Origin of the sequence: Azospirillum sp. B2RO_4 (assembly GCF_051124815.1) — a bacterium.
Classification (GTDB): domain Bacteria; phylum Pseudomonadota; class Alphaproteobacteria; order Azospirillales; family Azospirillaceae; genus Azospirillum.
Genome location: NZ_CP118485.1, coordinates 755,721 through 772,255, shown reverse-complemented (window position 1 = coordinate 772,255; position 16,535 = coordinate 755,721). Strand labels below are relative to the sequence as shown.

Below are 16,535 nucleotides of genomic sequence, written 5' to 3'. Positions count from 1 at the left end.
CCCGAATTGATATATGATATTATTCAAGATAATTACCAATCATTTGGGGCGGATGTCGCCCATTCGAGACCAGAACCGCCTTGACCAGCTTCTCCGCCGCCTGTTGGCAATGGTAGGCCGCCGACTTGACCGCCGAGCCGACGAGGCAGGCGCGGATCGCGCGGATGTCCTCGTCCACCACCGCCAGCCAGGCGGCGACCACCCTATCGACCATAGACCTGCACCCCGTGGTGGTTCGCCTCGTAATAGAGCGTTCCCACCGAGTCCTTGTAGCGTTCGAATCCGGTGCGGGAGCAGGGAATGATGTCGGCCGGAACCCGGGATTGCCGGCTGGCCTCGAAAGCGGTGGCCATCGACCGCCGTTCCTTCGGCGCGTCGTCCGGCACGATCACCAGCAGGTCGTAGTCGCTGTCCTCATCGAAATCGCCACGGGCCCGGCTGCCGAACAGGTAGACGGCTTCCGGCTCCAGGGCCGGCACGATGCGGTCCAGCAGGCGTTGCAGCTTTTCGTCGTTTCGTGCGTCGACCATGCCCATGGAAATCCTCCGCCGCCGATCCTAACACGGAACGGGCGGCGGAGGATCATCGCTCAAGCAGCGGGCATCACACCGAGAAGTACTTGGCCCGCGGGTGGTGCAGGACGATGGCCGAGGTGCTCTGCTCCGGATGCAACTGGTCCTCGTCCGACATCTCGATGCCGATGCGGCCGGCGTCCAGCAGCTTCAGCAGCTGTTCCTGGTCCTTCAGGTTCGGGCAGGCCGGATAGCCGAAGCTGTAGCGGCTGCCGCGATAGGACTGCTGCAACAGCTTCTCCTTGTCGCGGCTGTCTTCGGCGCCATAGCCCAGTTCCGCCCGGATGCGGGCGTGGACATATTCCGCCATCGCCTCCGTCATCTCCACCGACAGGCCGTGCAGGTAGAGATAGTCCTGATAGCGGTTCTCGGCGAACCACCCGCGCGCCACCTCGGCGCAATGCTGGCCCATGGTGACGACCTGCAGGCCGATCACGTCACGTTCCGGATCGGTCACGTCGCGCAGGAAGTCGGCGATGCACTCGCCATCCTCCTTGGCCTGACGCGGCAGCGAGAAGCGTGCGGCCTCGGTGGTGCCGTCCTCCTCGAACAGGATGACGTCGTTGCCGTCGGCAGCCGCCTTCCAATAGCCGTAGACGGCGGTCGGACGCAGGATTTCCTCCTTCGCCGCGATCTGGAGGATGCGGTCGAGCACCGGCCGCAGCTCCTTCTTCGCCCACTCCTTGAACTCCTCGAAGGACTTGCCGTCCTTCCGGTAGCCCCATTGCAGCTGATAGAGCATGCGCTCGTTCAGGTAGGTGACCAGCGTCTTCAGCGGCACATGGTCGATCAGCTTCGGCCCCCAGAAGGGCGGGGTCGGCACCGGCACGCCTTCGGCCAGCCGGTGGCGGCGGGCCCGGACGGCGTCCTTGTCCACCGGGCCGGTGGCGGCGCTGGTCGCCTGCCCCAGCACGCGGCGGCGGTTGGTCGCCTTGCCGGCGCGCTTGGCCTGCTGGATGGCGAGCTGCTGGTCGAAGCTGCCCTCCACCACCTTGTCCATCAGGGTCAGCCCGTCGAAGGCGTCGCCGGCATAGGCGACGCGGCCGGAACCGTAGGAGGCGACGCAGTCGCCCTCGACATAGGCGCGGGTCAGCGCGGCGCCGCCGAGCAGGACCGGCACCTCCAGCCCCTCGCGCGTCATCTCCTCCAGGTTCTCGCGCATCACCACGGTGGACTTCACCAGCAGGCCGGACATGCCGATGGCGGTGGCCTTGTGCTCCTTGGCGGCCTGGATGATGGCGGTCACCGGCTGCTTGATGCCGAGGTTGATGACCTTGTAGCCGTTGTTGGTCAGGATGATGTCGACGAGGTTCTTGCCGATGTCGTGGACGTCGCCCTTCACGGTGGCGAGCACCAGCGTGCCCTTCTGCTGGCCCTCCACCTTCTCCATGTGCGGTTCCAGCCACGCCACGGCGGCCTTCATCGTCTCGGCCGACTGCAGCACGAAAGGAAGCTGCATCTTTCCGGCGCCGAACAGCTCGCCCACCACCTTCATGCCGTCGAGCAGGTAGGTGTTGATGATCTCCAGCGGCGGATGGGTCTTCATCGCCTCGGCGAGGTCGTCCTCAAGGCCGGTGCGGTCGCCGTCGACGATGCGCTCCTTCAAGCGTTCCTCGACGGTTTCGGCCCGGGCCTTCTTCTTGGCGTCCGCCGCCTTGCGGCCTTCAAACAGGGCGATGAAGGCCTGGAGCGGGTCGTAACCTTCCGCGCGGCGGTCGAAGATCAGGTCCTCGGCGGTCTTGACCTCCTTCTCGGGGATCTGGTGCAGCGGCAGGATCTTGGAGACATGGACGATGGCGCCCGTCATCCCCTTCTTCACCGCATGGTCGAGGAAGACCGAGTTCAGCACATGGCGCGCCGCCGCGTTCAGGCCGAAGGAGACGTTGGACAGGCCGAGGATGATCTGGCAGCCGGGCATCTCGCGGGCGATCGCCTCGATGCCCTCCAGCGTCCAGATGGCGAGCTTGCGGTCGTCCTCGTTGCCGGTGGCGATGGTGAAGGTCAGCGGGTCGAACAGCAGGTCGGACGGGGCGAGGCCGTACTCGTTCACCGCCAGATCGTAGAGCCGCTTGGCGATGGCCAGCTTGCGGTCGGGCGTCTTCGCCATGCCCTCTTCGTCGATGGTCAGCGCGATGACGGCGGCGCCGAACTTCTTGGCCAGTTCCAGCCGCTTGCGCGCCGGCTCCTCGCCATCCTCGAAATTGATGGAGTTGAGGATCGCCTTGCCGCCATAGAGCGCCAGCGCCTGTTCCAGCACCTTGTACTCGGTGGAATCGATCACCAGCGGGGCGGTGACGGAGCCGGCGAAGCGGGAGATGACCGCGTTCATCTCCGCCACCTCGTCACGGCCGACGAAGGCGGTGCAGACGTCCAGCGAGTGGCTGCCCTCCTTCACCTGCTCGCGCGCCATCTCGACGCAGCCGTCCCAGTCGTTCTTCTCCTGCAACTCGCGCCACTTCTTGGAGCCGTTGGCGTTGCAGCGTTCGCCGATGGCGAAGAAGGCGTTCTCCTGGCGCAGCGTGACCTGGGAGTAGAGCGAGGCCACCGCCGGCACCCAATGGACGGTGCGGCCCTTCGGGTTCGGCCGGTGCGAGCCGGCCGGGGCCAGCTTGCGCAGCATCTGGTTCGCCGTCGCGATGTGCGGGACGTTGGTGCCGCAGCAGCCGCCGACGAGGTTCACGCCGTCCTCGGTGACGAAACGCTCCAGCCAGTGGGCGAAGTCGTCGGCGCGCAGCGGGTAGTGCGTCTTGCCGTCCACCAGTTCGGGCAGGCCGGCGTTCGGCTGGACCGAGATCAGGCCCGGCCAGTTCTGCGACAGCCAGCGCACATGCTCGCTCATCTCCAGCGGGCCGGTGGCGCAGTTCAGCCCCATCAGCGGCACGTCGAGCGCCTGGATGACGGTGGCGGCGGCGGCGATGTCGGTGCCGACCAGCAGCGTGCCGGTGGTCTCGACCGTCACCTGGACGAAGACGGGGGTGTCGGACTTCGCTTCCAGACGGGCGCGCTTGATGCCGTTGACGGCGGCCTTGATCTGCAGCGGATCCTGGCAGGTCTCGACCAGGATGGCGTCGGCGCCGCCGGCGATCAGGCCGGCGGCCTGGACATAGAAGCTGTCCTCCGCCGGCTGGTAGGCGATGTGGCCCAGGCTGGGCAGCTTGGTGCCTGGCCCGATGGAACCGATGACGAAGCGCGGCTGGCCGTCCTTGAAGCTCTCGGCCGCCTCGCGCGCCAGTTCGACGGCGCGCTGGTTGATCTCGAAGGCCTTCTCGGAGATGCCGAACTCGCCCAGCGTCACCGGTGAGGCGCCGAAGGTGTCGGTCTCCACCATGTCGGCGCCGGCTTCGAAATAGCCGCGATGGATGTCGCGGACGATGTCGGGGCGCGACAGCGGCAGGATGTCGGTGCAGTTCTCGTGTCCCCAGTAATCCTTCTCGACGTCGAGGTCGAGCGCCTGGATGCGGCTGCCGAACCCGCCGTCGCAAAGCAGAACACGGTCACGAAGGGTGTCGAGGATGTGGGGCATGGGAATGCGTCTTGTCCGTTATTTGGCGGGTTCTGGGCAGAAAGCAGTGTGGTCAGGTGAGGCCGTGGCGGTTGGCGGGCCACCAGCCTGAATCCAGAAGTTGGTCGAGGGAATATGGGCAATCGATCGGGAGCGGTCCGGCGGCCTCACCATCGCGCGCCAATCCGTGAGCCGCTACCGGTTGAGCGGTTTCGAAGATGTCCGGCAGGTCGATCTTGCCACGCAAGCTCGGGCTCGCCTTGAGGTCACGCCTGATACGACCGCGATGCTCGATCACCGACGCTTTCCATCCATCGCGCGGATCGGTTGCCGGGGAGAATTCCAGTTTCAGCAGATGTTCGATCACACGGACCAGCGCGCTTTCGACCGCGCGCAATTCCGACCGGCCCATGCTCTCGATCTCCTCCGCGACATTCTCCCAGTCGATGGGCGTGTTGATGCGCTCGCGCGATGCCTCGCGGAGCAGACGGGCCTGCTCCTCGGTCCAGGCGAGGAAGTCCGTGTCGTATCCGATCCGGCTGTCCATGGCGTCAGCCCTCCAGCCCATGGCGGCTCACCGGCCACCAGTCTGGATTTCGCAGGTCCTCCAGGGCGTAGGGGCATTCCTTTGGCAGCGCGTCGATGGCGATGCTGTCGTCCTGGCAGGCGTCGTCGCGGCCGTCCAGCCACGCCTTCTCCAGGATCTCGGCGGGCCAGCGCTGCAGGCTCGGATGTTCCTCCAGCTTGTCCTGCAGATGGCGGCGGGCCTTGGTTGCGGAGATCCGCCACTTCCGGCGCGGGTAGGGATCGGGCGAGTGCTCCAGCTTCAGCAGATGCTCGATCACCGTGGCCAGATGGCTGCGGATTGCGTCCTTGACCTGACCGCCCATGATGTCGAGTTCCTCGGCGATGTGCTCCCAGTCGATGGGCGAGTTCGAGCGTTCGGTCGCCGCTTCGCGCAGCAACCGCGCCTGTTCCCGGGTCCAGGCGTAGAAGTCCGTGTCGTATCCGATCCGGCTGTCCATGGCATCGCCCTCCCGAGCTAGTCCGCCGCCCCAACATAGCACGGGGCGGCGTTTGGCGCCCTACCCCGCCACCGGCACAACAGCCGGCGCAGCCTTCGCCTTCACGCCCAGCATGCGGCAGATGGCGATGGTCAGGTCGGAGCGGTTCAGGGTGTAGAAGTGGAAGTCGTTCACGCCCTGCGCCTGCAGCGCCTGGCACTGTTCCGCCGCCACCGTCGCGGCGACGAGCTGGCGGGTCTCCGGGTCGTCGTCCAAGCCCTCGAAGGTCTCGGCCAGCTTCGCCGGCATCGAGGCGTTGCACTTGCCGGCGAATTCGACCGCACGGGCGAAGTTGGTGATCGGCAGGATACCGGGGACGATCGGCACATGGATGCCGGCCGCGGCGCAGCGGTCGAGGAAGCGGAAATAGGCGTCGTTGTCGAAGAAGAACTGGGTGATGGCCCGAGTGGCGCCGGCATCGACCTTGCGCTTCAGGTTGTCGAGGTCGAACTGGGCGCTCGGCGCCTCCGGATGGGATTCCGGATAGGCCGCGACGGAGATCTCGAAGTCGGCGATGCGCTTCATCCCCTCGACCAGATCGGCGGCATAGGCATAGCCGCCGGGGAACGGCTCGTACCGGCCGCCGATGCCCCCGGCGGTCTCCGGCGGATCGCCGCGCAGAGCCACCAGATGGCGGATGCCGGCATCCCAATAGGTGCGGGCGATGGCGTCGATCTCGTCGCGGGTGGCGCCGACGCAGGTGAAATGAGCGGCGGCCGGGATGCCGGTCTCCGCCTGGATGCGGCAGACGGTGGCGTGGGTGCGCTCGCGGGTCGAGCCGCCGGCGCCGTAGGTCACCGACACGAAGCTGGGCGACAGCGGGGCCAGCCGCCGAATCGACTGCCACAGGCTCTGCTCCATCTTCTCCGACTTGGGCGGGAAGAATTCGAAGCTGATGGAGGGCAGCGAAGAGATGGGCGCGGTCATGACGGAACTCCGCTGAGCGAATGGACAAGCTTAGGGGACGGAATTTGCGCGGCGGCCGCAATACGGGTGGCCGGCCAGATGGAAACGGTGAGCGGATCGCCCGGCAGATGCACCACCGGACCGCAGTCCAGGCCAGACTGGCGGCACCAGCCGGCGACCTCGGCGTCGGCGAAGCCCAGGCGGCGGTGCGCATGCTCCTCGCGCAGGGCTTCCAGGTGATGGGGGGCGAAATCGACGACCAGCAGCAGACCGCCGGGGCGCAGCACCCGCGCCGCCTCGGCCAGCACGCCGGCCGGCGATTCGGTGTAGTGCAGCACCTGATGGATCACCGCGGCGTCGAAGGAGCCGGAGGGGAACGGTAGCTGATACATGTCGGCCTGCCGGACATGGCAGTGGCGCAGGCCCGCCTCCTCCAGCCGGTTGCGGGCGACGGCAAGCATCTCGCGCGACTGGTCTACCCCGATCGCGCGGTGGACGCGCCCGGCCAGCACCTCCAGCATTCTTCCGGTGCCGGTGCCGATATCCAGCAGTTCCTCCACCCCCTCTTCCGGGAACAGGCGCAGCAGAGCGGCCTCGACCTCGCCTTCCGCAACGTGAAGGGAGCGGATTTCGTGCCAGCGCGCGGCATTCTCACGGAAATAGGCGGCGGCGGTCTCCGAGCGGGAACGCTTGATGGCGTCCAGCCGCTCCAGATCCAGGATCAGGGTGGCGTCGTCCGCCGGGATGGCGGCGACCAGAACCCGCGCCAGTTCGGCCGACTGCCCCTTCTCGGCAAGGCGGTAGAAGGCGAAGGTGCCCTCGCGGAAACGGTCGAGCAGGCCGGCGTCGCACAGAAGCTTCAGATGGCGCGAGACGCGCGGCTGGCTCTGGCCCAGGATCTGGGTCAGTTCCGTCACCGTCAGTTCGCCATGCGCGCAGAGCGCGAGCAGCCTGAGCCGGGTGGTTTCGGCCGCCGCCTTCAGCGTCGCAAGCAGATCGTCCATCGCCTCACGTCCGATTCGGGCCAGGAAGGGTGGTGGCCGGCCGATGCACCATGCCCGGTCGATCCGAATACAGATATAAAGATATCTTTATGCGTCGTAAACCGCTTTTCGCTGAGGCCGGCGGCAATGGCTGCGGACGGCCCCCGCGGATCCGCTTTCACCGTGCAGTTCAGCGGTCCAAACCGCCGCTGCGCAAGCGTTCCGCGGGTTCTGCGGCAAAGCCGCCACAATCGTCGCGCCGTTCCGGAGGGCAGGCCCGCGCATGCTGGTCAAAAGGCCGAGCCTGTGTTAGGTCAGGAAACGGTGGAAATTCTGCGATATCTCGCCCAATCTTCCCCCCGACCGCGTAGCCACCTTGCCAGGGTTGAGGACTTCGGCCATCGGAGTCTTCGGTTGTGGACAGGACATGCGACGCCCCGCACCTGAGTCGAGCCCACAGATAAAGAGCCGTCGCACATGAAGCTGGCCAGCCTTTCCCGCTCCCTCCTCCGTTCGGCCACCGTCCTGGCCTTCGCCCTGACGGCAACCGCCTGCGCGACCAATCCGGGCGACTCGGGTGCTTCGGATGCGGCTTACCGGGTCAGCGATCCGCTGGAGATCCCCAACCGCTTCGTCTTCGCCGCCAACGAGGCGGCCGACGTCCTGGTGATCCGCCCGGCGGCCGAAGTTTATGTGGGCATCGTGCCCGACCCGGTCCGCGACGCGATCCACAACTTCATCGACAACCTGATGGCGCCGCTCTACATCGCCAACAACCTGCTGCAGGGCAATGTCGAGGGGGCGACGAACGCCACCGGCCGTTTCATGACCAACACCATCCTGGGCGTGGGCGGCCTCGCCGACGTCGCCACCCAGGCCGGCATCCCGCACGCGCCGGAGGATTTCGGCCAGACCCTGGCGGTCTGGGGCGTCGGCGACGGCCCCTATCTGGTCCTGCCGCTGCTCGGCCCGTCGAACCTGCGCGACACCGCCGGCTATGCCGTCGATACCGTCGGCGATCCGGTCCGCATCTGGGCCTACGGCACCGATCACAAGGGCGCCTACATGACCCGCGGCATCGTCAGCGCCATCGACCGCCGGTCGGAGGTGCTGAAGGAGGTCGACGACCTGCGCCGCAACTCGCTGGACTTCTACGCCACCGTGCGCAGCCTGTACCAGCAGCAGCGCCGCGCGGCGATCAACAACAACAAGGCGCCGGCCACGCCGGAATTCCCGGACTTCTCCACCCAGCAGCCGAAGCCCTGAGGCTGAGACCCCGAGGCTTCGGCCGCGCCGGGTCCGCCGTGCCCTGCCCTTTCGGGTCGGGAGCGGCGATCCGGCAGGCGTGGTTCCCGCTCCGGCCGGGGCAGGCCGGCCGGCACTGGCCCAAAAGCGTCCAGATGTCGCCCAAAGGCCAGATGACCGTTGACAAAGCAGCCGCAACAGCCACTTTTCGCCCTATCATGCTGACACGCCGCCAGTTTGTCGCGTCCGCTGCCCTGCTCGCGGTGAGCGGTTGGGCCGGGCACTCTCTCATCTCCCCCGCCGCCGCGCAGAGCGCGGACCAGGGGGCCGCGTCGTTCATCCAGAAACTGGGGAACGACGCCATCGCAACCTTCTCGGACAAGAGCCTGTCGCGCGATCAGGCGATCCAGCGCTTCCGCAAGCTGCTGTACGCCGGCTTCGATGTGCCGTACATCGGGCGCTGGGTGCTGGGCCGCTACTGGAACAGCGCCAACGAGGCGCAACGGGCCGAGTACCAGAAGCTGTTCGAACAGCTGATCGTCAACACCTATGCCGAGCGTTTCGTCGAGTACTCCGGCGAGACCTTCAAGATCACCGGCGTCGCCCCGGCCGGTGAATCGGACAGCATGGTGACGACGCAGATCGTCCGCCCCAACGGCCCGCCGGTGAATGTCAGCTGGCGTGTCCGCAAGGTCGGCGGCGACTACAAGATCATCGACGTGGTGGTGGAGAATGTCAGCATGGGCGTGACCCAGCGGCAGGAGTTCGCCTCCGTCATCGAACAGAATGGCGGCCGTGTCGACGGCCTGATCCAGGCGCTGCGCCAGAAGGTCGGCAGCCGCGCCGGCTGACCGTTCCCACCAGGTTCCTTTACCGCAAGCCCGGCTCTCCCATGGAGCCGGGCTTGCGTGTTTCAGGCCTCGGATGCCGCCTTCGCGGCGCCGGCCGGCGCCACGCCATCCTCATCGGCTGCTTGCGCGGCGACACCGCGGGTTTCGGGCAGGAGCAGCGCCGCAAGCAGCAGGGCCACGCCCGCCGCCCCGGCCAGCATCAGAAATGCGGCACTGTACCCTTCCCGCACCACCATCTGTCCGGCGGCGGCGGTGCTGAGCGAGGCGCCGATGCCCTGGAGCGTGGCGATGGCTCCTTGGCTGACATTGAAGCGTCCGGTTCCTTCGGTCAGGTCGGCGACGACCAACGGGAACAGGGCGCCGAACAGCCCGGCTCCCACCCCGTCCAGCAGTTGGACGCCGACGAGCCAGGCGGAGCTGTCCGACAGAGTGTAAAGGACACCGCGCAAAGGCAGGACCAGGAAAGCGGCCAGGAGCAGGGGCTTGCGCCCCCAGCGGTCGGCCTTGGCCCCGACCAGCATCGCCATCGGCACCATGACCAGCTGTGCCGCGACGATGCAGAACGACATCAGGCTGGTGCCCAGCGCCGGATCCTTCATCGCCAGCTTCTGGCCGACCAGCGGAAGCATCGCCGCATTGGCGAAATGGAAGAGGGCGGCGCATCCGCCAAAGATCAGCAGCGGACGGCAACTCAAGATGACCCGCAAACCGGACGGGGCCTTGCGGTCGTCAGCACGGCTGGAGGCATGCAGCCCTCGGGCGACCGCGTGGTCGATGGCATCGGCGGGGATCCCGGCGGTCGCGGCGATGCTGCACAGGGCCATCCCGGTCATCAGCCAGAAGACCGCCACGGGTCCGAAGGCGTAGGCCGCCAGCCCCGCGAGCAACGCCGCCACCGCATTTCCGGCATGATTGAAGGACTCGTTGCGGCCAATCCGGCGGACGAAGGCGCGCGGCCCCAGCAGACCCAGCGTGATCGCCGCGATGGCCGGGGGGAAGACCGCTCCGGCGGCGCCCACCGCCGATTGCAGCACGGCGACCACGGCGAAGCCGTTCAGCCAAGGCAGCGTCAGCGACCCCACCGTCACCAGGAGCGCCGCGACAACGATGACGGCGCGCTTGAAGCGGGTGCCGTCCACCAGCGCCCCGGCGGGCACCTGTGCGGCGATCCCCGCCAGCCCGGCAAGCGTCATCACAAGCCCGATGTCCGCCTCGTTCCAATGCTGGACCGTCAACAGATAGATTGCCAGATAGGGGCCGAGCCCGTCGCGCACGTCGGCGAGGAAGAAGTTCAGCAGATCGAGAGAACGGTTCGGTCCGGCCACGTCGGTCATCCTGCAGCGATTCCGCCCCGGATGGAGCTGCGGCAAAAGAACGTCCGATGGAGCGATTTGGTCCGGCGCATTCAGAACCCGTGACGCGCCTGCCCGAACGGGCTATCGTTGCGGCGATATAGCTGTCTTTCGTCATAAGGTTGGACCCGGGAACCCGTCGCCATGGCCGAACGCGATCCGAAAGAGATCGACGAACTCCGGACGATCATCCAGGCGCATCAGGCGTGGCTGAAGCGCCCGTCCAGCGGCCGGCGCGCCGACCTCAGCTTCCGCGACCTGTCGCGGCTGAACCTGGAGCGCGTGTCGCTGGCCGGCGCCAAGCTGGCCGGGGCCAATCTCAGCAACACCCGGATGGTGAAGGCCGACCTGTCGCAAGCCGACCTGTTCGGCGCCGACATGGAGGCGGTGAACCTGACCGGCGCCATCGTCACCGGCGCCGATCTGCGCGGCGCCAACCTGCATCGCGCGCTGCTGACCGACGCCAACCTGCGTGGCGCCGATTTCCGCGCCGGCGAACTGGTGGACAGCGGCGGGACGGACGGCAACCCGACCGCCCGCGGCACCGGCACCACGCGGCTGACCGAGGCGAAGATGGAGCGGTCGATCCTGGCCGGCGCCAATTTCTCCGGCTGCGACCTGACCGGCGCCGACCTGAACGATGCCGACCTGACCGGGGCGGAGCTGACTTCGGCCGTGCTGATGGGCACCGATTTCTGCGGCGCCAACCTGGACGGGGCCGTGTTCGGCAACACGGTGATGGACCACGCCACCCTGACCCGCACCTTCATCCCCTTCGCCCTGCCCCCCGACGCCATCGTCCGGCCCAGCTACACCGCGATGCCGGTCGCCGAGTTTTTGGAACTGGTGGAGCGGCACGAGCGCTGGGTCGACAGCGGCGGTTCGGAGGGGGCGCGGCTCGACCTCGACCTCGTGTCGGTGGCAGGGGCGGACCTGCATGGACGGACGCTGGCGGCGGCCCGGCTGCGCCGCTGCCGCCTACCGGGCGCCCGCCTGACCAAGGCCAGCCTGGAGATGGCGGAGCTGTCCTACATCGACCTGGACGAGGCCGACCTGCGCGACGCCGTGCTGCGCGGAGCCACCCTGCGCCGCGCCTATCTGGCGCACACGCTGATGACCGGGGTGGACGCCCGCCCGGTGCCGCTGGCCGGCGGCCGCGACTGGCCGGCCAATTTCGAAGGCGCCGACTTCTCCGACGCCGACCTGCGCGATTCCACCATGGGACCGGCGATCGTGCGCGGTGCGGTGTTCACCAAGGCGCTGACCGACCGGTCAGGAATCGACATCGCCGGCGCGTCCAGCCCCTTCCCCCCTCCCCCACCGGAGGAGCGGCGGCGGCAGAAGCGTTTCGTCCGGCCCGGCATGGTCGTCCACACCGACCATGGCAGCTTCCCCGCCCGCAACTGGTCGGTGGGGGGCTTGTGCCTGCTGGCGGTCAACCAGCCCTACCAGCGCGGCCAGACCTTCCAGGCCCGCGTCGTCCTGGCCGACCGGCAGGAGGTGGCCGCCGTCGCCAATCTGGTCGTCCTGCATCGCGACGAGGAGCGCGGCCAGCTGTCCGTCCGCTTCCACCAATATGGCGATGACCTGAAGGCGCTGCTGAAGACTGCCTTCCTGGAACACCAGAAGTTGGCAGGCTGAGGCCGGCAGAGCCACAGCTTTGCCTTGACCTTTTGAATTCAAAGGATCGTTGAGCCTGCGAAACGATCAGGGGGAACGATTGGGGTGACCCCCTGTTTGATGGGAGCACGCCGGATGGGGGCAACAGCCCGCCGGTCCACAGCCGAGAGGAAGCTCCCCATGGCAGACGAACAGAAACCCAGGAAAATTGGTGTGTATGACACCGTGACCGGAGCCGGCAGCTCCGGCATGAACTGGATGTGGATCATCATCGGCCTGATCGTGGTCGCGGTCGTCCTCTATCTCCTGTTCCGCTGATCCACCGCCCATAGCCGCCATGACGGCCGACAGCCGACCGCACCCGGACGACAGCGATGCGGTCATTCCCCTGCACGACGAGTCGGTAACCGTCGGCAAGCAGCGTGTCGAACGAAGCCGCGTCCGCGTCACCACACGCGTGTCCGAACGCGAAGAGATGGTCCGCGAAGCGCTGGAGCATGAAGAGGCCACCGTCACCCGCGTGCCCATAGATCGCGAAATCGACGCCCATCCCGGCATCCGCCAGGACGGCGACGTGACGGTGATCCCGCTGGTCGAGGAAGTGCTGGTGGTGGAGCGCCGCCTGATCCTCCGCGAAGAACTGCACATCCGCAAATCACGCCGCACCGTCGAGATCGAGCAGCCCATAACCCTGCGTTCCGAAGAAGCGGTGGTGGAGCGGGTCACAGCCCCGACCGCACCCGTCCGATCCCCCAATCAGACCCCGTCCGAGGAGTAAAGCCGATGACCAAGACCATCGTCGCCCTCTACGACCACCGATCCGACGCGGAAACCGCTTCTCGCGACCTGCAGGCCGCCGGATTCGAGTCCAGCGCTATTGAAATCCTGTCGCACGGCGACCTGACCGGCGGCGGCTGGAGCGGCAGCGGCATGTCGGAGACCGGAACCGGCATGGGCACCACCACCGGCGACGCCTCTCTGGGTGCGGCGAGCGGCATGGCCCGTACCGACCTGTCCACCGGCTATGTCGCCTCGCCCAACACGGTGCCGCCCGTCGGCATGGGGCTGGGCGCCGAAAGCGCAATGGGAACCGGTACTGGCGCCGTGGGATCGACCGGCACCGCGACCGGCACGAATTCCGGCGGCATGCTGACCCGTCTCGCAGGCTGGGGCGTCCCCAATCAGGATGCGCAGGTCTATGCCGAAGGCGTCCGCCGCGGCGGCTCGCTGCTGAAGGTCCGACTGGACGAGGATGATGTCGACCGCGCCATGGAGGTGCTGGAGCGCGGCAACGTGGTGGATGTCGAGGAACGCGGCAGCGCCTATCGCGAATCCGGCTGGACCGGCTATGACGAGACCGCCGATTACTATGACGACCGCTCGGCGGAAGAGGAACGGCTGCGCTACACGCCGGGCCGCACCACCGCCGAGGATACCACCGGGACCACGGCCGGGACCGGCCTGACCGGCGCCGCTGCGGCCATGCGCGACGTGAACACCGAAAGCACTCGCAGCGGCACGTCGGAGCGCGAGGAGCAGATCCCGGTCGTCGAGGAACAGGTCAACATCGGCAAGCGCACCGTCGAGCGCGGCGGCATCCGCGTCCGCAGCTATGTCGTCGAGACGCCGGTCGAGGAGCAGGTGCGCCTGCGCGACGAGACGGTCACCGTCGAACGCCGCCCCGGCGGCATGGTGGAGGGCAGCGCCGACGTTCCCGCCGACGCCTTCCGCGAGCGTACCATCGAGGTGACGGAGACAGACGAGGAAGCGGTGGTCAGCAAGACCGCCCATGTCCGCGAGACGGTGGTGGTCCGCAAGGATGTCGAGGAGCGCGCCCAGAGCGTCCGCGACACCGTCCGCCGCACCGAGGTGGAAATCGAGGACACGCGGGACGAGAACCACCGCGACCGCCGCACCGACCGGCCGGACGACGTGACCCGCTGACGGGCTTGGCCGCACACGGTCATGGAAAAAGCCGCCCCTTCCAGCCGGAAGGGGCGGCCTTTTCCGTTCAGCCTATAGGTTCAGCAGCAGCAATCAGCTGCGGACCAGCGGCTTGTACTTGATGCGGTGCGGCTGGTCGGCATCGGCGCCCAGGCGGCGCTTCTTGTCGGCCTCGTAATCCTGGAAGTTGCCTTCGAACCATTCGACGTGGCTGTCGCCCTCGAAGGCCAGGATGTGGGTGGCGATGCGGTCGAGGAACCAGCGATCGTGGCTGATGACCACGGCGCAGCCGGCGAAAGCCTGCAGCGCGTCTTCCAGCGCCCGCAGCGTATCGACGTCCAGATCGTTGGTCGGTTCGTCGAGCAGCAGGACGTTGGCGCCGGACTTCAGCATCTTGGCGAGGTGGACGCGGTTGCGCTCACCGCCCGACAACTGGCCGACCTTCTTCTGCTGGTCGGGACCGCGGAAGTTGAAGCTGGAGACATAGGCGCGGCTGGGCATGGTCTTCTTGCCGAGCTCCACCAAGTCCAGCCCGTCGGAGATTTCCTCCCACACCGTCTTCTTGGCGTCCAGGCTGTCGCGGCTCTGGTCGACATAGCCGAGCTTCACGGTGTCGCCGACGCGGAAGGTGCCGGCGTCCGGCCCGTCCTGCCCGGTGATCATGCGGAACAGCGTGGTCTTGCCGGCGCCGTTCGGGCCGATGACGCCGACGATGCCGCCCGGCGGCAGGCGGAAGGACAGGCCGTCGATCAGCAGGCGGTCGCCGAAGCCCTTGGCGATGTTCTCCGCCTCGATGACGACGTTGCCCAGGCGCGGCGGCACCGGGATGACGATCCGCGTCTCGCCGCCCTGCTCCTTGGCGCTTTCGGCCAGCAAGGTCTCGTAGGCGGTGATGCGCGCCTTGCTCTTGGCCTGACGGGCGCGCGGGCTCTGGCGAATCCACTCCAGTTCGGTCGCCAGTTGCTTCTGCCGGGCTTCCTCCTGGCGGCCTTCCTGCTCCAGGCGCTTCTGCTTCTGCTCCAGCCAGGAGGAGTAGTTGCCTTCCCACGGAATGCCCGACCCGCGGTCGAGTTCGAGGATCCAGCCGGTGACGCTGTCCAGGAAGTAGCGGTCGTGGGTGACCAGCACGACGGTGCCCTTGTAGTCCTCCAGGTGCTTCTGCAGCCAGGCGACCGATTCGGCGTCGAGGTGGTTGGTCGGCTCGTCGAGCAGCAGCAGGTCGGGCTTTTCCAGCAGCAGCTTGCAGAGCGCGACGCGACGGCGCTCACCGCCCGACAGCTTGGTCACGTCGGCGTCGCCGGGCGGGCAGCGCAGGGCGTCCATGGCGATCTCGACCGTGCGGTCGATGTCCCAGGCGTCGGCCGCGTCGATCTTCTCCTGCAGCTCGCCCTGTTCGGCCAGCAGCGCGTCGAAATCGGCGTCCGGGTCGGCCATCATGTTCGACACTTCGTTGAAGCGGTCGAGCAGCGCCTTCGTCTCCTTCAGCGCCTCCATGACGTTTTCCTGGACGTTCTTGGTCGGGTCCAGCTGCGGCTCCTGCGAGAGGTAGCCGACCTTGGCGCCCTCTGCCGCCCAGGCCTCGCCGGAGTAGTCCTTGTCCAGACCGGCCATGATCTTCATCAGCGTCGACTTACCGGCGCCGTTGACGCCGAGCACACCGATCTTCACACCCGGCAGGAACGAGAGCCAGACGTTGTCGAGAACCTTCTTGCCGCCAGGATAGACCTTGGTCAGGCCCTTCATGACATAGACATACTGGTAGGACGCCATGCGCCGCTCCGACCTTCCGAAAAGATGTGAGAATTGGCGCCGCCCCTGCCTTGCGGTTCCACGGCACCCTGTCGCTAGGGACCGGTTTTAGCGCATAAGGGCCCTGCATGAAACCTTGTTGAACCGATCGGCCCGGATCGGCCGGCAACAGGAGGAAGAGGATTGGTCAGTTCCAAAGTCGAAATCTACGTCGATGCCGACGCCTGCCCGGTCAAGGCCGAGATTTACAAGGTCGCCGGCCGCACCGGCTGCAAGGTGTGGATCGTCGCCAACGCACCCTTGCGCCTGCCGACGGAATGCATGGCGGAGCTGGTGGTGGTCAGTGACGGCTTCGACGCCGCCGACAACTGGATCGCCGAGCATGCAGGCCCCACCGACATCGTGGTGACGGCGGACATCCAGTTGGCCGACCGCTGCGTGAAGCGCAACGCGGTGGTGATCGGCCCGACCGGACGCCCCTTCACGCCGGACAGCGTCGGCTCGGCGCTCGCTACCCGCGCGCTGATGCAGGATCTGCGCGACATGGGCGTGGTCGGCGGCGGCAACGCCCCGATGAGCCAGCGCGACAAGTCGCAGTTCCTGCAGACGCTGGATCAGGCGGTGCAGGCGCTGAAGGCGGGACGGCGGCCGAAGTTCCGGTGAGGTACAGTGGAAAGGGGCTCCACGGCACTTGACAGCCCACGATACCCTGTGGAGTTTTAGTGACTATTTTAAATTGTCAGGACG

At 67.2% G+C, this 16,535-nt stretch carries 16 protein-coding genes; 7 read left to right on the top strand and 9 right to left on the bottom strand.

Going from position 1 to position 16,535, the window contains the following annotated elements; all coding sequences use genetic code 11:
* Positions 1-19: 19 nt before the first annotated feature.
* The 7 genes from PWS46_RS03555 to PWS46_RS03525 form a co-directional block, all read right to left on the bottom strand.
* Positions 20-214, bottom strand: coding sequence for a HEPN domain-containing protein (locus tag PWS46_RS03555; RefSeq protein WP_434618139.1), 195 nt, complete (start codon positions 212-214; stop codon positions 20-22).
* A complete protein-coding gene (locus PWS46_RS03550) occupies positions 204-530 on the bottom strand; it encodes a nucleotidyltransferase domain-containing protein (protein ID WP_434618136.1) in 327 nt (108 codons plus the stop codon). The genes PWS46_RS03555 and PWS46_RS03550 overlap by 11 nt, the downstream gene beginning before the upstream one ends.
* 73 nt (positions 531-603) lie before the next feature.
* Positions 604-4,095, bottom strand: coding sequence for a methionine synthase (gene metH / locus PWS46_RS03545; RefSeq protein ID WP_434618133.1), 3,492 nt, complete (start codon positions 4,093-4,095; stop codon positions 604-606).
* Between the two features lie 52 nt (positions 4,096-4,147).
* Positions 4,148-4,621: a DUF29 domain-containing protein gene (locus PWS46_RS03540; protein WP_434618130.1), complete on the bottom strand. Its 474-nt coding sequence runs from the start codon at positions 4,619-4,621 to the stop codon at positions 4,148-4,150.
* 4 nt (positions 4,622-4,625) lie between these two features.
* Positions 4,626-5,099, bottom strand: coding sequence for a DUF29 domain-containing protein (locus tag PWS46_RS03535; protein WP_434618127.1), 474 nt, complete (start codon positions 5,097-5,099; stop codon positions 4,626-4,628).
* Between the two features lie 60 nt (positions 5,100-5,159).
* The gene (gene metF, locus PWS46_RS03530; RefSeq protein ID WP_434618124.1) at positions 5,160-6,065 is read right to left on the bottom strand and encodes a methylenetetrahydrofolate reductase; all 906 of its coding nucleotides are present in this window, start codon (positions 6,063-6,065) and stop codon (positions 5,160-5,162) included.
* A complete protein-coding gene (locus PWS46_RS03525; protein WP_434618121.1) occupies positions 6,062-7,048 on the bottom strand; it encodes an ArsR/SmtB family transcription factor in 987 nt (328 codons plus the stop codon). The genes metF and PWS46_RS03525 overlap by 4 nt, the downstream gene beginning before the upstream one ends.
* 456 nt (positions 7,049-7,504) lie before the next feature.
* Between PWS46_RS03525 and PWS46_RS03520 the strand changes: the two genes are divergently transcribed.
* Together PWS46_RS03520 and PWS46_RS03515 are read left to right on the top strand one after the other, a co-directional pair.
* Complete coding sequence (locus PWS46_RS03520) at positions 7,505-8,293, top strand: MlaA family lipoprotein (RefSeq protein ID WP_434618118.1); 789 nt, start codon at positions 7,505-7,507, stop codon at positions 8,291-8,293.
* 197 nt (positions 8,294-8,490) lie between these two features.
* Positions 8,491-9,123, top strand: a complete 633-nt coding sequence (locus PWS46_RS03515) for an MlaC/ttg2D family ABC transporter substrate-binding protein (protein WP_434618116.1) — start codon at positions 8,491-8,493, stop codon at positions 9,121-9,123.
* A gap of 62 nt (positions 9,124-9,185) precedes the next feature.
* Here the strand turns inward: PWS46_RS03515 and PWS46_RS03510 are convergent, their stop codons facing one another.
* A complete protein-coding gene (locus PWS46_RS03510; RefSeq protein ID WP_434618113.1) occupies positions 9,186-10,457 on the bottom strand; it encodes an MFS transporter in 1,272 nt (423 codons plus the stop codon).
* A 162-nt stretch (positions 10,458-10,619) separates the two neighbouring features.
* Here PWS46_RS03510 and PWS46_RS03505 point away from each other — a divergent pair, with 162 nt between their 5' ends.
* The 4 genes from PWS46_RS03505 to PWS46_RS03490 all read left to right on the top strand — a co-directional run bounded on the left by PWS46_RS03505 (position 10,620) and on the right by PWS46_RS03490 (position 14,039).
* A complete protein-coding gene (locus tag PWS46_RS03505) occupies positions 10,620-12,116 on the top strand; it encodes a pentapeptide repeat-containing protein (RefSeq protein ID WP_434618110.1) in 1,497 nt (498 codons plus the stop codon).
* Between the two features lie 159 nt (positions 12,117-12,275).
* Positions 12,276-12,413 (top strand): hypothetical protein, encoded by a 138-nt coding sequence (locus tag PWS46_RS03500; RefSeq protein WP_434618107.1) that lies wholly within the window; start codon positions 12,276-12,278, stop codon positions 12,411-12,413.
* 19 nt (positions 12,414-12,432) lie between these two features.
* Positions 12,433-12,873, top strand: a complete 441-nt coding sequence (locus PWS46_RS03495; protein WP_434618104.1) for a YsnF/AvaK domain-containing protein — start codon at positions 12,433-12,435, stop codon at positions 12,871-12,873.
* A gap of 5 nt (positions 12,874-12,878) precedes the next feature.
* Positions 12,879-14,039, top strand: coding sequence for a YsnF/AvaK domain-containing protein (locus PWS46_RS03490; protein WP_434618101.1), 1,161 nt, complete (start codon positions 12,879-12,881; stop codon positions 14,037-14,039).
* 93 nt (positions 14,040-14,132) lie between these two features.
* On the opposite strand, the gene ettA is transcribed toward PWS46_RS03490, so the two are convergent.
* Positions 14,133-15,809, bottom strand: coding sequence for an energy-dependent translational throttle protein EttA (gene ettA, locus PWS46_RS03485; RefSeq protein ID WP_434618098.1), 1,677 nt, complete (start codon positions 15,807-15,809; stop codon positions 14,133-14,135).
* 162 nt (positions 15,810-15,971) lie between these two features.
* Here ettA and PWS46_RS03480 point away from each other — a divergent pair, with 162 nt between their 5' ends.
* Complete coding sequence (locus PWS46_RS03480; RefSeq protein WP_434618095.1) at positions 15,972-16,451, top strand: YaiI/YqxD family protein; 480 nt, start codon at positions 15,972-15,974, stop codon at positions 16,449-16,451.
* The last annotated feature ends 84 nt before the right edge of the window (positions 16,452-16,535 follow it).

Coding starts and splice junctions, on each gene's coding strand:
- PWS46_RS03555 (WP_434618139.1), bottom strand. CDS start 214: ATGGTCGATAGGGTGGTCGCCGCCTGGCTGGCGGTGGTGGACGAGGAC.
- PWS46_RS03550 (WP_434618136.1), bottom strand. CDS start 530: ATGGTCGACGCACGAAACGACGAAAAGCTGCAACGCCTGCTGGACCGC.
- metH (WP_434618133.1), bottom strand. CDS start 4,095: ATGCCCCACATCCTCGACACCCTTCGTGACCGTGTTCTGCTTTGCGAC.
- PWS46_RS03540 (WP_434618130.1), bottom strand. CDS start 4,621: ATGGACAGCCGGATCGGATACGACACGGACTTCCTCGCCTGGACCGAG.
- PWS46_RS03535 (WP_434618127.1), bottom strand. CDS start 5,099: ATGGACAGCCGGATCGGATACGACACGGACTTCTACGCCTGGACCCGG.
- metF (WP_434618124.1), bottom strand. CDS start 6,065: ATGACCGCGCCCATCTCTTCGCTGCCCTCCATCAGCTTCGAATTCTTC.
- PWS46_RS03525 (WP_434618121.1), bottom strand. CDS start 7,048: ATGGACGATCTGCTTGCGACGCTGAAGGCGGCGGCCGAAACCACCCGG.
- PWS46_RS03520 (WP_434618118.1), top strand. CDS start 7,505: ATGAAGCTGGCCAGCCTTTCCCGCTCCCTCCTCCGTTCGGCCACCGTC.
- PWS46_RS03515 (WP_434618116.1), top strand. CDS start 8,491: ATGCTGACACGCCGCCAGTTTGTCGCGTCCGCTGCCCTGCTCGCGGTG.
- PWS46_RS03510 (WP_434618113.1), bottom strand. CDS start 10,457: ATGACCGACGTGGCCGGACCGAACCGTTCTCTCGATCTGCTGAACTTC.
- PWS46_RS03505 (WP_434618110.1), top strand. CDS start 10,620: ATGGCCGAACGCGATCCGAAAGAGATCGACGAACTCCGGACGATCATC.
- PWS46_RS03500 (WP_434618107.1), top strand. CDS start 12,276: ATGGCAGACGAACAGAAACCCAGGAAAATTGGTGTGTATGACACCGTG.
- PWS46_RS03495 (WP_434618104.1), top strand. CDS start 12,433: ATGACGGCCGACAGCCGACCGCACCCGGACGACAGCGATGCGGTCATT.
- PWS46_RS03490 (WP_434618101.1), top strand. CDS start 12,879: ATGACCAAGACCATCGTCGCCCTCTACGACCACCGATCCGACGCGGAA.
- ettA (WP_434618098.1), bottom strand. CDS start 15,809: ATGGCGTCCTACCAGTATGTCTATGTCATGAAGGGCCTGACCAAGGTC.